Source organism: Plantibacter sp. lyk4-40-MEA-4 (assembly GCF_030209415.1).
Lineage (GTDB): Bacteria > Actinomycetota > Actinomycetes > Actinomycetales > Microbacteriaceae > Plantibacter > Plantibacter flavus_A.
On sequence record NZ_JARVSA010000010.1, the window covers coordinates 149,583 to 165,351 of the forward strand.

The following is a 15,769-nucleotide window of genomic DNA, read 5'->3' on the forward strand; positions in this document are numbered from 1 at the left end:
TGCGTCGGGCCCGTGGGCGTCATTCGCGCCCGAGGTCTCGGTGCCGGACGTGCACGGCGACGCCGGACTGGTTCCGCAGTCGGTCGGCGAGCTCGAGGGCGACCGCGACCGAGCGGTGCTTGCCCCCCGTGCAGCCGACGGCGATGGTGACGTGACGCTTGTTCTCGCGCTGGTACCCCGCGAGGACGGGCTCGAGGGCGTGGGCGTAGCTCTCGAGGAACTCGGCGGCTCCGGTCTGCGAGAGCACGTACTCGCTGACCTCTGGGTCCTGACCGCTCAACGCACGCAGCTCCGGAACCCAGAACGGGTTCGGGAGGAACCGCATGTCGGCGACGAGGTCCGCATCAGGCGGCAGGCCGTACTTGAACCCGAAGCTCAGCACGGTGACCTGGACACCCGGTGTCTCCGCGCCGGCGAAGAGCTCACGCGTGGTCGTGGCGAGCTGGTGGATGTTGAGGTCGCTCGTGTCGATGATGACGTCACTCGACTCACGGATCTCGCTCAGTCGGTGACGCTCAGCCACGATGCCGTCGAGGATCGTCCCCTCGCCCTGCAGCGGGTGCGGCCTGCGGACGGCTTCGAACCGGCGGACGAGCGCCGCGTCGGTCGCCTCCAGGAAGATCATGCGGAGGTGCGTCCCGCCCCGGAGCGCCGGCACGATCTCCTGCAGCTCGCTGAAGAAGTCGCGGCCCCGGACGTCGACAACCGCGGCGATCCGCGGCAGACGTGATCCGGCGCGCTCGGCGAGGTCGACGAGGGGACGGAGCATCTGCGGGGGCAGGTTGTCGACGACGTACCAGCCGAGATCCTCGAGCGCGTTCGCGACGGTGGAGCGTCCGGCGCCGGACATCCCCGTGACGATGAGGACTTCCTGCTGGTGCTGCGGCTGGCCCGGGGTCATCGACACGCTTTCCTCGAAGGTCTGAAGTCCCAGCCTACCCATTCCGCGAGGCCTGCGAGGGCTGTGCGGAGCCGGAGGTCAGCGCCTCGTGCACCGTGGCCGCCAGTTTGTCGCCGATGCCCTTGACCTCGGTGATCTCGGCCGGCGTCGCGGTCTTCAGACGCGCGACGGATCCGAAGTGCTTGAGCAGCTCGCGGACCTTCGCCGGACCGAGCCCGGGGATCTCGCCGAGGACGGTCGAGATGTCGCGCTTCCGCTTCTGGCGCTGGAAGCTGATGGCGAACCGGTGCGCCTCGTCGCGGACCCGCTGGAGGAGGAACAGCGCTTCGCTCCCCCGCGGCAGGATCACCGGATACGGGTCCTCGGGCAACCAGATCTCCTCCAGTCGCTTCGCCAGTCCGCACAGGGTGATCCCGGTCAGGCCGGACTCCTCCAGCGCACGCGCGGCGGCGGCGACCTGCGGTTGCCCGCCGTCGACGATGAGGAGCTGCGGCGGATAGGTGAACTTCCGGCGCTTGCGCTCCCCCGTGGTCTCGTCGACCGTCTCGACGGGCTCGGACGACGTGAGGTGTGCGAGTCGCCGGGAGACGACCTGGTAGATCGAGTCGGTGTCGTCGGTGGACTCAGCGACGCCGAAGCGGCGGTACTCGTCTTTCCGGGACAGCCCGTCCTCGAAGACCACCATCGACGCCACGATGTTGGTACCGCTCAGGTGCGACACGTCGAAGCACTCGATCCGCAGCGGCGCCTCCGGCATCCCGAGCGCATCGCGGATGTCCTCGAGCGCCTGCGTCCTGGCGACGAAGTCGGAGCTGCGCCGGGTCTTGTAGAGCATGAGGGCCTGCTTGGCGTTGACGACCGCGGTCTCCATGAGCGTCGCCTTCTCGCCGCGCTGAGCGACGCGGAGGGCGACCTTCGAGCCGCGGCGTTCGGCCAGCCAGTCCTCGAGGCTCTCGGCGTCGTCCGGCAGTTCCGGGACGAGCACCTCTCTCGGGACCTCGGTCCCGCTCGCGGCGGCGTACACCCGTTGGACGACGCTGTCGACGAGCTCGGCGGTCGACATGTCGAGCTCCTTGTCGACGGTCCACGACCGCACACCGCGGATGCGGCCGCCACGGACGATGAACTGCTGCACCGACGCGGCGAGCTCGTCGTGGTCGATGCCGAACAGGTCGGCGTCCACGGCGTCGCGCAGGACGACCGCGCTCTTCGCGAGCACCTGGTCGAGCGCCTGGAGCTGATCCCGGTAGACGGCCGCCGACTCGTAGTCCTGGCGGGCCGCGGCGGCCTTCATGTCGGCGGTGATGCGCGTCGTGAACCGGCGGTCGTTGCCGACCATGAACGAGACGAAGTCGTCGACGATCGCGCGGTGTTCCTCGATCGTGACCTTGCCGGAGCACGGGCCGCCGCACCGCCCGATCTGCCCGGGGAAACAGGGCTTCCCCGAGGCCATGGCCCGCTTGTACGCCGAGTCGGAGCAGGTGCGGATCGGGAAGACCTTGATCATGAGGTCGACCGTGTCGTGGACGGCCCAGATCTTCGGGTACGGGCCGAAGTACTTGGCCCCCGGGATCCGGGTGTTCCGGGTGACCATGACGCGCGGAGCCTCGTCACCGAGGGTGACCGCGAGGTACGGGTACGACTTGTCGTCGCGGAACTTGACGTTGAACGGCGGGTCGTACTCCTTGATCCACGTGTACTCGAGCTGCAGCGCCTCGACGTCGCTGCCGACCGTCGTCCAGGTGACCCCGGTCGCGGTCGTCACCATGCGGCGCGTGCGCTCGTGCAGGGTGTGCAGGGGCGCGAAGTAGTTGCTGAGCCTCGCCCGGAGGTTCATCGCCTTGCCGACGTAGAGCACCCGGCCCGAGTCGTCGCTGAAGCGGTACACGCCGGGCATGGTGGGGATCTCCCCCGCCTTCGGCCGGTACGCCAGACCACTTCCGCCGCGGACGGCCGCCACGTCAGCCCGCCTTGCGGCTGCCGCCGGCCTCTGCCTCGAACAGTTCGTTCAGGAAGAAGCCCGTGTGGCTGCCGGGGACCGTCGCGAGGTGCTCGGGTGTTCCCGTGGCGAGGACCGTCCCGCCGCCGGCTCCACCCTCGGGGCCCATGTCGATGAGCCAGTCGGCGGACTTGATGACGTCGAGGTTGTGCTCGATCACGATGACCGTGTTGCCCTTGTCGACGAGCCCGCCGAGGACGAGCAGCAGCTTCCGGACGTCTTCGAAGTGCAGACCCGTGGTCGGCTCGTCGAGGACGTAGACACTGCGCCCGTTGCTCCGCCGCTGCAGCTCCGTCGCGAGCTTGACGCGCTGGGCCTCGCCGCCGGACAGCGTCGTGGCGCTCTGGCCGAGACGGACGTAGCCCAGGCCGACCTCGACGAGCGTCTTCAGGAACCGGTGGATCGAGGAGATCGGCTCGAAGAAGTCGGCAGCCTCGGCGATCGGCATGTCGAGGACCTCGGCGATGTTCTTGCCCTTGTAGTGGATGGTCAGGGTGTCGCGGTTGTACCGCGCTCCCCCGCACACCTCGCAGGCGACGTAGACGTCGGGCAGGAAGTTCATCTCGATCTTGATCGTGCCGTCGCCCGAGCAGGCCTCACAGCGGCCGCCCTTGACGTTGAAGCTGAACCGCCCGGCGAGGTAGCCGCGGACCTTGGCCTCCTGCGTCTCCGCGAAGAGGTTGCGGATCTTGTCGAAGACGCCGGTGTACGTGGCGGGGTTCGAGCGAGGGGTGCGGCCGATGGGCGCCTGGTCGACGTGGACCACCTTGTCGAGGTGCTCCAGACCCGTGACCCTGGTGTGCTTGCCGGGCAGCTTGCGCGCGCCGTTCAGCTTGTTCGCCAGGACCCGGTACAGGACGTCGTTGACCAGCGAGGACTTCCCGGAGCCGCTCACGCCGGTGACGGCGGTGAGGACTCCGAGCGGGAAGTCCGCGCTGACCTTCTTCAGGTTGTTCGCCTGCGCTCCGATCACCTGGATCTGACGCTTCGTGTCGATCGGGCGACGCTTCGCCGGGATCTCGATGGCCTTGCGGCCGGAGAGGTAGTCACCGGTGAGGGACTCGGTGTTGGCCTCGAGCGCCTCGTACGATCCGGAGTGCACGACACGGCCGCCGTTGACGCCCGCGCCGGGACCGATGTCGACGATCCAGTCGGCGGTGCGGATGGTGTCCTCGTCGTGCTCGACGACGATCAGCGTGTTGCCGAGGTCGCGGAGGGCGACGAGGGTCTCGATGAGTCGGCGGTTGTCGCGCTGGTGCAGGCCGATGCTCGGTTCGTCGAGGACGTAGAGCACGCCGGTGAGGCCCGAGCCGATCTGCGTCGCGAGGCGGATGCGCTGCGCCTCACCACCCGAGAGGGAGCCGGCGGTCCTGGCCAGGTCGAGGTAGTTGAGCCCGACCTGGATGAGGAAGTCGAGGCGCACCTTGATCTCACGGAGCACCTGCGCCGCGATGTGGGCCTCGCGGTCGCTCAGTTCGAGGCGGTCCATGAACTTCCGGGCGTCGGAGAGGCTCAGCTCGGCGACCTCCGCGATGCTGTGATCGTGGATCAGGACCGAGAGCACCTCGGGCTTCAGGCGACGACCGCCGCAGACCTGGCACGGGACTTCGCGCAGGTACTCCGACCACCGCACCCGTTGGCTGTCGGTGTCGGCCTGGAGGTACTGCCGTTCGATGTAGGGGATGACGCCCTCGAAGCCCGAGGAGTAGCTCATCTCACGGCCGAAGCGGTTCTTCCACTTGACCTTGACTTTGAAGTTGTCGCCGCGGAGCACCGCCTCCTGGACCTTGGAGGGCAGGTCGCGCCACGGGGTGTCGAGCGAGAAGTCGAGGTCGCGGGCCAGCCCGTCGAGCAGCTTCTCGTAGTACTGGTAGAGCCCCTTGCCCTGCGTGGTCCAGGGCACGATGACGCCCTCGTTGATGCTGAGTTCCTCGTCGCCGAGGAGCAGCTCCGCGTCGACCGACATGCGCGTGCCGAGGCCGGAGCACTCCGGGCAGGCACCGAACGGGGCGTTGAACGAGAACGTCCGCGGCTCGATCTCGGTCAGCTGCAGCGGGTGGTTGTTCGGGCAGGAGAGCTTCTCGGAGAAGGTCCGCCAGGCGTCGTCGCCCTCCTCGTCGACGAAGTTGATCGTCACGAGGCCGTCGGTGAGCTGCAGTGCCGTCTCGAGGGAATCCGTCAGGCGGCCGAGGATCTCGGGCCCGGCGACGAGGCGGTCGACGACGACCGCGATGTCGTGCTTGACCTGCTTCTTGAGCGTCGGCGGCTCCGCCAGCTGGATCGCCTCGCCGTCGACGATGGCGCGTGCGAAGCCCTTGGCCGAGAGCTCCTTGAAGAGGTCGACGAACTCGCCCTTCTTCTGGCTCACGACGGGGGCGACGATCTGGTACCGGCGTCGCTCCTCGAGCTCCATCAGCTGGTCGGCGATCTGCTGCACCGTCTGGCGTTGGATGACCTCGCCGCAGACCGGGCAGTGCGGGACGCCGATGCGCGCCCAGAGCAGCCGCATGTAGTCGTAGACCTCGGTGATCGTCCCGACGGTCGACCGCGGGTTGCGGTTCGTGGACTTCTGGTCGATCGAGACCGCGGGGCTCAGGCCCTCGATGAAGTCGACGTCCGGGCGGTCGACCTGACCGAGGAACTGGCGGGCGTACGCCGAGAGCGACTCGACGTAGCGTCGCTGGCCCTCGGCGAAGATCGTGTCGAAGGCGAGCGAGGACTTCCCCGAGCCCGAAAGACCCGTGAAGACGACGAGCGAGTCGCGTGGGATCTCGAGGTCGACGTTCTGAAGATTGTGGACGCGGGCACCGCGGACGCTGAGCGTGGAGTGGTGATCTACCTTGGCAATTGACACCCTTCGAGTCTACGCAGCACCACCGACACCGGACTCCCGAGCGGTGTCTGTGGTACTGCGCTCTCAGCGAAGCGGCGGACTAGATGTGCCCGGCCTTGGCCATCTGTCGGAGTTCCTGCTTGAGTTCGGAGACCTCGTCGCGGAGGCGGCCGGCGAGTTCGAACTTGAGTTCGGCCGCGGCGGCCAGCATCTGGGCGTTGAGGTCGGCGATGATCGACTCCAGGTCGTTCGCGCCCTCGGCGGCGATGCCCTCCCGACGCAGGTTCGGCGTCGGACTCTTCTTCTTGCCGTTGTCGCGTCCGGCGAGCAACGCCGCGGTGTCCGCACCTTCTCGGGCGAGCGCCTCGGTGATGTCGGCGATCCGCTTGCGCAACGGCTGCGGATCGATGCCGCGCTCCTCGTTGTAGGCGATCTGCTTCTCCCGGCGACGGTCCGTCTCCTCGATCGCGCGCTTCATCGAGTCGGTCAGGACGTCGGCGTACATGTGGACCTCGCCGGACACGTTGCGGGCGGCACGACCGATGGTCTGGATGAGCGAGGTCGACGAGCGGAGGAAGCCCTCCTTGTCGGCGTCGAGGATCGCCACGAGCGAGACCTCGGGGAGGTCGAGCCCTTCGCGAAGCAGGTTGATGCCGATGAGGACGTCGTAGACGCCCTGCCGGAGTTCGCTCAGCAGCTCGACCCGCCGGAGGGTGTCGACGTCGGAGTGCAGGTAGCGGACGCGCACGCCGGCCTCCGTCAGGAAGTCGGTGAGCTCCTCCGCCATCTTCTTGGTGAGGGTGGTCACGAGGACGCGCTCGTCGCGCTCGGCGCGGACCCGGATCTCCTCGAGGAGGTCGTCGATCTGGCCGTTGGAGGGCTTCACGATGATCGCCGGGTCGACGAGGCCGGTCGGGCGGATGATCTGCTCGACGATGCCGTCCGCGATGCCCATCTCGTACTTGCCCGGCGTCGCCGAGAGGTACACCGTCTGGCCGACGCGGTTCTTGAACTCGTCCCACCGGAGCGGGCGGTTGTCCATCGCGCTCGGGAGTCGGAATCCGTGCTCGACCAGGGTGCGCTTGCGGGAGGCGTCGCCCTCGAACATCGCGCCGATCTGCGGAACGGTGACGTGCGACTCGTCGATGACGGTGAGGAAGTCGTCCGGGAAGTAGTCGAGGAGGCAGTTCGGTGCCTCGCCGGCCGAGCGGCCGTCGATGTGGCGCGAGTAGTTCTCGATGCCGGAGCAGAAGCCGATCTGCTGCATCATCTCGAGGTCGAAGGTGGTGCGCATGCGGAGTCGCTGCGCCTCGAGGAGCTTGCCCTCGCGTTCGAGCGACTGGAGCCGCTCCGCCAGTTCTTCCTGGATGGTGCCGATGGCGCGCTGGATCGTCTGCGGGCTGGCGGCGTAGTGGGAGGCCGGGAACACCGACACCGCGTCGAGCTTCTTCACGACGTCGCCGGTGAGCGGGTGCAAGGCGTAGAGGGCCTCGATCTCGTCGCCGAAGAACTCGATGCGGATCGCGAGCTCCTCGTAGACCGGGATGATCTCGATGGTGTCGCCGCGCACACGGAAGTTGCCGCGCGAGAAGTCGACGTCGTTGCGGTTGTACTGCATGCCGACGAACTTGCGGATGAGGCGGTCGCGCCCGATGTTCTGCCCGACCTGCAGTGCCGCCATCGCCTCCAGGTACTCCTCCGCCGCACCGAGACCGTAGATGCACGACACGGTCGACACGACGATGACGTCGCGACGGCTCAGCAGCGAGTTGGTGGTCGAGTGCCGCAGCCGCTCGACCTCCGCGTTGATCGACGAGTCCTTCTCGATGAAGGTGTCGGTCTGTGGGACGTACGCCTCGGGCTGGTAGTAGTCGTAGTAGGAGACGAAGTACTCGACCGCGTTGTTCGGCATGAGTTCGCGGAACTCGTTCGCCAGCTGGGCCGCGAGGGTCTTGTTGTGCGCCAGGACGAGCGTCGGGCGCTGGACGGCTTCGATGAGCCAGGCGGTCGTCGCGGACTTACCGGTACCGGTGGCACCCAGGAGGACGACATCGGTCTCGCCGGCGTTGATGCGCCCGGACAGCTGCTCGATGGCGGCGGGCTGATCGCCGCTCGGCTCGTACTCGCTGATCACCTCGAAGGGGCGGACGGCGCGTGTTGGTTCCATGCTCCGAGTCTACGGAGGACCACCGACACCGCCGCCCCGCTTCGCCCACAGCGGAGCGGGTGACGCGCTCAGACGCCGTCCTGGCGGTCGGGCGCCGGTACGGCCGTCGCGGCGGCGCGGTGCCAGACCGCGTCGACCTGGCTGAGGGTGTGCTCGAGCGAGCCGGAAGTGTCGATCACCACGTCGGCGACGGCTGCGCGCTGCTCCTCGGTCGCCTGGGCCGCGATCCGTCGTTCCGCCTCGCCCCGGTCGAGCCCGCGGAGGTCGACGAGCCGACGGGCGCGCTCCCCCTCCGGAGCTGCGGCGACGACCACGAGGTCGAACTCGTCGGCGCGGCCGGTCTCGACGAGCAGCGGGACGTCGTAGACGACGACGGCACCGGGGTCGCTCGAGGCTTCGGCGATCCGGGCCTGTGAACGCCGTTTGACCTCCGGGTGCACGATGGCGTTGAGGTCGGCCCGCGCCTGGTCGTCGGCGAAGACGATCGAGCCGAGCGCCGCGCGGTCGAGTGCTCCGTCGGGCCCGATCACGTCGGCACCGAAGCGCTCCGCGATGGCGGCCAGTCCCGGGGTCCCCGGCTCGACGGCTTCTCGGGAGAGGACGTCCGCGTCGATGACGACGGCGCCGTGTTCAGCGAGCCGGGCCGCGATGGTCGATTTGCCGGAGGCGATCCCGCCGGTGAGGCCGATGAGGTACATGTCAGCCAGCGTACCCGCGGAGCGTGCAGCGCCTTCGACGAGCGCCTCTCGCACAACGCAGCAGGGGGCCGCCCGAAGGCGACCCCCTGCTGGACACCGACGTGGTCGGTGCTGGTGGGACTAGTTGCTCGAGAGCTTCTCGCGGAGGGCCGCGAGGGACTCGTCGTCAGCGAGCGTGCCGCCGCCGGCGGAGTCGCTCGAGAACGAGGAACCGGCCGACGAGGACGCGGTCGACGAGGAAGCCTGGTTGGCCTCTTCGACGGCTGCGGCAGCGACCTGCTTCTTGTGCGCTTCCCAACGAGCCTGGGCGGCAGCGTAGTCCTGCTCCCACTTCTCGCGCTCGGCGTCGAAGCCTTCCTTCCACTCCTGCGTCTCGGCGTCGAAGCCCTCGGGGTACTTGTAGTTCCCGAGCTCGTCGTACTCCGTGAGCATGCCGTAGAGGGCCGGGTCGAACTCGGTGCCCTCGGGGTCGACACCCTCGTTGGCCTGCTTGAGGCTCAGCGAGATACGGCGACGCTCGAGGTCGATGTCGATGACCTTGACGAAGACCTCTTCGCCGACCGACACGACCTGCTCGGCGAGCTCGACGTGCTTGCCGGAGAGCTCCGAGATGTGCACGAGGCCCTCGATGCCGTCTGCGACTCGGACGAACGCACCGAACGGGACGAGCTTGGTGACCTTACCCGGTGCAACCTGGCCGATGGCGTGGGTGCGGGCGAAGACCTGCCACGGGTCCTCCTGGGTCGCCTTGAGCGACAGCGAGACGCGCTCGCGGTCCAGGTCGACCTCGAGGATCTCGACGGTGACTTCCTGACCGACCTCGACGACCTCGCTGGCGTGCTCGATGTGCTTCCAGCTGAGCTCGGAGACGTGGACGAGACCGTCGACGCCGCCGAGGTCGACGAACGCGCCGAAGTTGACGATCGAGGAGACGACGCCCTTGCGGACCTGTCCCTTCTGGAGGTTGTTGAGGAAGGTGGTGCGGCTCTCGGACTGCGTCTGCTCGAGGAGCGCACGGCGCGACAGGACCACGTTGTTGCGGTTCTTGTCGAGCTCGAGGATCTTCGCCTCGATCTCCTGGCCGAGGTACGGCGTGAGGTCGCGGACGCGGCGCAGCTCGATGAGCGAAGCCGGGAGGAAGCCACGGAGGCCGATGTCGACGATGAGGCCGCCCTTGACGACCTCGATGACCGAACCGGTGACGACGCCGTCGGATTCCTTGATCTTCTCCACGTCGCCCCAAGCACGCTCGTACTGCGCGCGCTTCTTCGACAGGATCAGACGGCCTTCCTTGTCCTCCTTCTGGAGAACGAGAGCCTCGATCGTGTCGCCGACGTTGACGACCTCGGAGGGGTCGACGTCGTGCTTGATGGAGAGTTCACGCGAGGGGATGACACCCTCGGTCTTGTAGCCGACGTCGAGGAGGACCTCGTCGCGGTCGATCTTCACGACGGTGCCCTCGATGAGGTCGCCGTCGTTGAAGAACTTCAGAGTCTTTTCGACCGCTGCGAGGAAGTCCTCAGCAGATCCGATGTCGTTGATTGCGACCTGCTTGGGGGCGGTCGTTGCGCTTGTCATGTAGTAATTGCTCCAGGTGGACAATGATTCAGGCCGGCCTCGCGCACGGCTCCGGACCCGTGGATGACCACGGACGTTGATCGAAGCGATGCTGTTGTGTGAACCGATCCGGGGATCGGTGTCGCTCTGCGAGACGGGCAGGCGGATAGGACGTCACAATTGTGACAGTCCAGTCTAGCGATTTTCCGGGTGTGCAGGCAAGCCGCGGTCGGAGAGGATGTCCCGCAGTGCTGGATCGAGCGTCGGGTGCTCGAACCGGTAGCCCGCCTGCAGCAACCGCTCCGGCATCGCCCAGCGACTCTTCAGCACCAGCTCGCTCTCGGTCCGCAGGACGGACATCCCGATCTCCAGCAACCAGCGGGGTGCGGGGAGACCGACCGGCATCCCGAGCACGTACCGCACGGTCCGCATGAATCCGCGGTTGTCCGTGGGGTTCGGTGACGTCACGTTGACGACGCCGTCGAGTTCGGGATGGCCACGGAGGAACCGGACGATCCCGACGACGTCGTCCAGGTGGATCCAGCTGAACCGCTGCCGCCCGCCCGGCGTCCCGAACCGGTGATCCGTGCCGGCGGCACGACGCGATCGTGACGTGGGCCAGTGACCGTCCAGTTGGGGTCCTCCGAGGCCCAGGCGCGCCAACCACTTGAGCGGGGTGAGTGCTCCACCGTCGCCCAGGACGATCGCGATGCGGAGGGCGACCCGTCGTGTCCCGGGCAGCTCGTCCGCGAAGAACGCCTGCTCCCAGGCGGTCGCGACGTCGACAGAGAACCCGGAACCGATCTCACCGTCGGCCTCCGTCATCGGGCGGTCGTCGGCATGGCGGTAGATCGTGGCTGTCGACGAATTGATCCAGAGCGGCGGAGGCGAGGCGGCTGCACGCACCGCCCGCGCCAGCTGCGTCGTCGTGTCCACGCGGGATCGGAGGATCTCGGCGCGGTTCGACGGGGTGTAGCGACAGTTCACGCTCTTCCCGGCGAGGTTGACCAGGAGGTCCGCGCCGTCGACCAGCCGGGCGATGCCCGCGTGGTCACCCCATCGCGCGTCGGCGGCACCGCGCCCGATGACGGAGACGGTGGCGCCGTCGGCCCGGAACGACTCGACCAGACGACGCCCGATGAACCCGGACGCGCCGGCGACGACGATCCGTTCGACCGTCATCCGAGCATCGCCGTCCGCAGCGTGTCGAGCCCGACGCCACCGAGGTCCAGTGCCCGACGGTGGAAGTCCTTGATGTCGAAGGCGTCTCCGGCACGGCGGGCCGCGTCGTCGCGGAGCTGTTCCCAGATGCGCTGGCCGATCTTGTACGAGGGCGCCTGGCCGGGCCAACCAAGGTACCGGTTGACCTCGAACCGGACGAACTCCGGCGACATGTTGACGTTGCGACCCATGAAGTCGAAGGCGTACTCGGCGGTCCAGGTCCCGCTGCCGTCCGGAAGCGGCTTGCCGAGGTGTACGCCGATGTCGAGGACGACGCGGGCCGCGCGCATCCGCTGACCGTCGAGCATGCCAAGGCGGTCCGCCGGGTCGTCGAGGTATCCGAGCTGTTCCATCAGGCGCTCGGCGTAGAGCGCCCATCCCTCGGCGTGGCCGGAGGTGCCGGCGAGCTGTCGGCGCCAGAGGTTGAGCGTCTTCCGGTTGACGACGGCCTGCCCGATCTGCAGGTGATGTCCCGGCACACCCTCGTGGTAGACGGTCGTGAGCTCGCGCCACGTGTCGAACTCGGTGACGCCGGCGGGGACGGACCACCACATGCGGCCGGGGCGTGAGAAGTCGTCCGTCGGGCCGGTGTAGTAGATCCCGCCCTCCTGCGTCGGCGCGATCATGCACTCGAGCGCGCGGATCTCCTGCGGGATGTCGAAGTGCGTGCGCCCCAGGTCCTCGACCGCACGGTCACTCGTCTCCTGCATCCACCGCTGGAGCGCGTCGGTGCCGTGCAGCTTGCGCGCCGGATCCTGTTCGAGGAATGCGACGGCCTCCTCGACGGACGCGCCGGGGAGGATCTCGTTCGCGATCGCCTCCTGCTCCGACACCATGCGCGCCAGTTCCTCGATGCCCCACTCGTAGCTCTCGTCGAGGTCGACCGTCGCGCCGAGGAAGCGGCGGGACTGCAGCGCGTAGAGCTCGCGGCCGATGGCGTCCTCCTGGGTCGCAACAGGCAGCAGCTCCTGCGCGAGGAAGTCCGCCAGACGGTTGTAGGCGACGGCTGCGGCGCCGGCACCCGTCGAGAGTTCGGCGGCGAGGGACGCCGGGAGCTGACCGTCCGCCGGTCCGGCGTTCGCGGCGAAGCCGATGAAGAACCCGTCGTCGGCGCCGGTGCGGAGGACCTGCTCGTACACCTCGGCCACCTGGCGGCGTGCCGGGGTGATCCCACGGGCGATGCCCTCGCGCAGGGTCTCGATGTACCCGTCGACCGCGTCCGGCAACGCGCCGAGGCGGGTCCGGATGGTGCTCCAGTCCTCCACCGTCGCGGTCGGCATCAGGTCGAAGACGTCGCGCAGCTCCTGCGACGGCGACGCGATCACGTCGAGGTCGCGGTACTGGAGACCGGCCTCCGACGAGGCGAGGTCGAGTTCCAGCTCCGCCGAGAGGTCGGTCTGGGTGACGCGGTCGACAGCGTCGACCGGTGCGGCCGACCGCAGCTCGCGAAGCGTGCGCGATGCCGCTTCGATGTAGGCCTCGTGGCCGGCAGGCGAGTAATCGCCGTACCGCCCGCCGACGTCCGTGCGGCCGATGTAGGTGCCGACCTCCGGCTTCAGCTGGACGAGGGTCTCCACCCAGCTCTCGGCGATGGCGTCGATCGGTGTGCTCTGACGAGGTTCTTCGTGGGACATGACGACGAGCCTAGTCCGCACCCGTCCGCCGCCCGGGTGCGGACCCGCAGGGCGCGTTCAGTGGGCTGCGGCGTCCCAGTCGTGACCGCGGCCGATCTGGACCTCCAGCGGTACCGACAGCTCGGCGGCGCCGGCCATCTGTACTCGGACGATGCGCTCCAGGGCGTCCCACTCCCCCTCGGCGACCTCGAAGATCAGTTCGTCGTGCACCTGCAGCATCATCTGCGAGCTGAGGGATTCGGAGCGCAGCTCGGACTCGATGCCGATCATGGCGCGTTTCATGATGTCGGCGGCCGAACCCTGGATCGGGGCGTTCAATGCCTGGCGTTCGGCGTTCTCCCTGACCAGTCGGTTGGGGCTGGAGAGCTCGGGGAAGAGCCTGCGACGACCGAAGATCGTCTCGGTGTAGCCGTCGAGTTTGGCCTGCTCGACGACGTTGCGCAGGTAGTCGCGGACCGCACCGAAGCGCTCGAAGTAGTCGACCATGAGCTGCTTCGCCTCAGCGCTCGAGATCCGCAGCTGCTTCGAGAGCCCGAACGCACTCAAGCCGTAGGCGAGTCCGTACGACATCGCCTTGACCTTGTTGCGCATCGCGGGGGTCACGTCCTCGGCGGCGACGCCGAAGATGCGTGCGCCGACGAAACGGTGGAGGTCCTCGCCGGACTTGAACGCCTCGATGAGGCCGGCATCGCCGGAGAGGTGCGCCATGATCCGCATCTCGATCTGCGAGTAGTCGGCGGTCAGCAGGGTCTCGTACCCGGAGCCGGCTTGGAAGGCGGCGCGGATGCGGCGTCCCTCCTCGGTGCGCACGGGGATGTTCTGCAGGTTCGGGTCGGTCGAGGAGATCCGACCGGTGCTGGTCCCGATCTGGACGTACGTCGTGTGGATGCGGCCGTCGGGCGTGATCGCCTTGTCGAGCGTCTCCACGATCTGGCGGAGCTTCGTCGCATCGCGGTGCTCGAGGAGAAGCCCGAGGAACGGGTGCGGGCTCTTCTCCTGGAGATCGGCCAGGGCGCCGGCGTCGGTCGAGAAGCCCGTCTTGTTGGCGCGTGTCTTCGGCATGGCGAGCTGGTCGAAGAGGACCTCCTGCAGCTGCTTCGGTGATCCGAGGTTGACCTCGCGGCCGATCTCCGCATACGCGTTGCTCGCGAGCTCCGCCGCCCGGTTCCCGAGCTGCTCGGACAGGCCGCTCAGGATGTCGTGGTCGACCGTCACCCCGGTCAGCTCCATGTGGGCCAGCACCTGGAGGACCGGCAGTTCCATGTCGAGCAGCACGCCGAGCGACCCGGCGTCGAGCGCCGTGCGAGTGGCCTCGGCGACCCGGAGGGCGTACCAGGCGGTACCACCGACCCCCACGGGGTCGGTCTCGGGGACGAGCTGGTTCGGGTCGGCGACGGGCATCGTCTCGTCGAGATAGCGCGTGATGAGGTCGGCGATCGTCTTGTCTCCGCCGCTCGGACGCAGGAGCCAGCCGGCGACCGCGGTGTCGTAGCCGAGACCGTCCACCGTCAGGCCGGCGCGCGTGACCGCCTGGAGCTGCGGCTTGGCGTCGTGCATGATCTTCGGGGCGTCGCTCGCCAACCACGCTTCGAGCGGGGCGTAGTCGGCTTCGCCGGGACGCCAGGCGAGCGAGACGATCTCCGTGGGCGTCGCGAGGCCGGCCGCGACCGGGAGGCCTCCGTCGAGGTCGAGGTGGAGACCGATCCCGGCGGGATGTGCGGCGACGGCACGGGTGATCCACGCCTCGAGCTCTTCGTCGAGCAGCTCCTTCTGCGGTGGCATGACCACGCCGCCCGCCTGCGGTGCGGACACATCCGTGTTGGCCTCGAGTCCGTCGAGTTTGAGGACCCGATCGAGCAGCGTGCGGAACTCGAGCCGCCCGAAGACGGCCGCCACCGCGTCCGCGTCGATCGGTCGGCGTTCGAGGTCCTTCGGTCCGACGGGCAGTTCGACGTCGGTGAGGAGCCGGTTGAGGCGGCGGTTGCGGACCGCGTTCTCCTTGTGCTCGCGGAGGCTCTCCCCCACCTTGCCGGTGATCTCGTCGGCGCGCTCGAGGATCTGTTCGAGGGAGCCGAACTGGTTGAGCCACTTCACGGCGGTCTTCTCGCCGACCTTCGGGATGCCCGGGAGGTTGTCGCTCGTCTCTCCGACGAGCGCCGCGATCTCCGGGTATTGCTCCGGCCGGATGCCGTAGCGCTCGAAGACCTTGGCTCCGTCGTACCGGGTGAGCGCGGAGACGCCCTGGCTCGACGGGTACAGCAGGGTGACGTCGTCGGTGACGAGCTGGATGGTGTCGCGGTCGCCGGAGACCACGAGGACCCGGAAGCCCTCCTCGGCGCCCTGCTTGGCGAGGGTGGCGAGGATGTCGTCGGCCTCGTAGTCCTCTTTGCTGATCGTCGTGATGTTCATCGCCGTGAGCGCTTCTTCGAGCAGCGGCACCTGCCCCTTGAACTCCGCCGGGGTCTCACCGCGCGTGCCCTTGTACTCGGGGTACTCGCGGGTGCGGAAGGAACGGCGCGAGATGTCGAAGGCCACGGCGATGTGGCTCGGGTTCTCGTTCTTGAGCAGGCTGATCAGCATGGAGATGAAGCCGTGGATGGCGTTCGTGTGCTGACCGTCGCGGGTTTGGAAGCTGTCGACCGGCAGGGCGTAGAACGCCCGGAATGCGAGCGAGTGGCCGTCGACGACGAGGAGGGTAGGCTTTTCTGATTCCGACACGCGCCCAGCCTACAAGCCGGTGCCGACACGGCTCAGGCCCG

The 15,769-nt window shown here is 68.2% G+C and carries 9 protein-coding genes; all 9 read right to left on the minus strand.

What is annotated here, in order from left to right; translation table 11 throughout:
- Positions 1-19 precede the first annotated feature (19 nt).
- The 9 genes from rapZ to polA all read right to left on the minus strand — a co-directional run bounded on the left by rapZ (position 20) and on the right by polA (position 15,728).
- A complete protein-coding gene (gene rapZ / locus QRN44_RS16635; RefSeq protein WP_064296920.1) occupies positions 20-901 on the minus strand; it encodes an RNase adapter RapZ in 882 nt (293 codons plus the stop codon).
- A 34-nt stretch (positions 902-935) separates the two neighbouring features.
- Positions 936-2,861 carry an excinuclease ABC subunit UvrC gene (gene uvrC, locus QRN44_RS16640; protein ID WP_079002525.1) on the minus strand — a complete coding sequence of 642 codons (1,926 nt, stop codon included), beginning with the start codon at positions 2,859-2,861 and terminating at the stop codon, positions 936-938.
- 1 nt (position 2,862) lies between these two features.
- Complete coding sequence (gene uvrA / locus QRN44_RS16645) at positions 2,863-5,754, minus strand: excinuclease ABC subunit UvrA (protein ID WP_175115829.1); 2,892 nt, start codon at positions 5,752-5,754, stop codon at positions 2,863-2,865.
- 79 nt (positions 5,755-5,833) lie between these two features.
- Positions 5,834-7,900: an excinuclease ABC subunit UvrB gene (gene uvrB / locus QRN44_RS16650; RefSeq protein WP_121290644.1), complete on the minus strand. Its 2,067-nt coding sequence runs from the start codon at positions 7,898-7,900 to the stop codon at positions 5,834-5,836.
- A 68-nt stretch (positions 7,901-7,968) separates the two neighbouring features.
- Positions 7,969-8,598 (minus strand): dephospho-CoA kinase, encoded by a 630-nt coding sequence (gene coaE / locus QRN44_RS16655; protein ID WP_175115831.1) that lies wholly within the window; start codon positions 8,596-8,598, stop codon positions 7,969-7,971.
- Between the two features lie 120 nt (positions 8,599-8,718).
- The gene (gene rpsA / locus QRN44_RS16660; RefSeq protein ID WP_056005690.1) at positions 8,719-10,176 is read right to left on the minus strand and encodes a 30S ribosomal protein S1; all 1,458 of its coding nucleotides are present in this window, start codon (positions 10,174-10,176) and stop codon (positions 8,719-8,721) included.
- Positions 10,177-10,350: 174 nt separating this feature from the next.
- The gene (locus QRN44_RS16665) at positions 10,351-11,337 is read right to left on the minus strand and encodes an epimerase (protein WP_175115832.1); all 987 of its coding nucleotides are present in this window, start codon (positions 11,335-11,337) and stop codon (positions 10,351-10,353) included.
- Positions 11,334-13,010: a DUF885 domain-containing protein gene (locus tag QRN44_RS16670; protein ID WP_285039671.1), complete on the minus strand. Its 1,677-nt coding sequence runs from the start codon at positions 13,008-13,010 to the stop codon at positions 11,334-11,336. Before QRN44_RS16670 ends, QRN44_RS16665 begins: the two co-directional genes overlap by 4 nt.
- Positions 13,011-13,067: 57 nt before the next feature.
- Complete coding sequence (gene polA / locus QRN44_RS16675; RefSeq protein ID WP_285039673.1) at positions 13,068-15,728, minus strand: DNA polymerase I; 2,661 nt, start codon at positions 15,726-15,728, stop codon at positions 13,068-13,070.
- Positions 15,729-15,769: the final 41 nt, after the last annotated feature.

Bases quoted from the DNA above. Each gene is read 5' to 3' on its own strand.
- rapZ (WP_064296920.1), bottom strand. From the start codon at position 901: ATGACCCCGGGCCAGCCGCAGCACCAGCAGGAAGTCCTCATCGTCACG.
- uvrB (WP_121290644.1), bottom strand. From the start codon at position 7,900: ATGGAACCAACACGCGCCGTCCGCCCCTTCGAGGTGATCAGCGAGTAC.
- coaE (WP_175115831.1), bottom strand. From the start codon at position 8,598: ATGTACCTCATCGGCCTCACCGGCGGGATCGCCTCCGGCAAATCGACC.
- rpsA (WP_056005690.1), bottom strand. From the start codon at position 10,176: ATGACAAGCGCAACGACCGCCCCCAAGCAGGTCGCAATCAACGACATC.
- QRN44_RS16665 (WP_175115832.1), bottom strand. From the start codon at position 11,337: ATGACGGTCGAACGGATCGTCGTCGCCGGCGCGTCCGGGTTCATCGGG.
- QRN44_RS16670 (WP_285039671.1), bottom strand. From the start codon at position 13,010: ATGTCCCACGAAGAACCTCGTCAGAGCACACCGATCGACGCCATCGCC.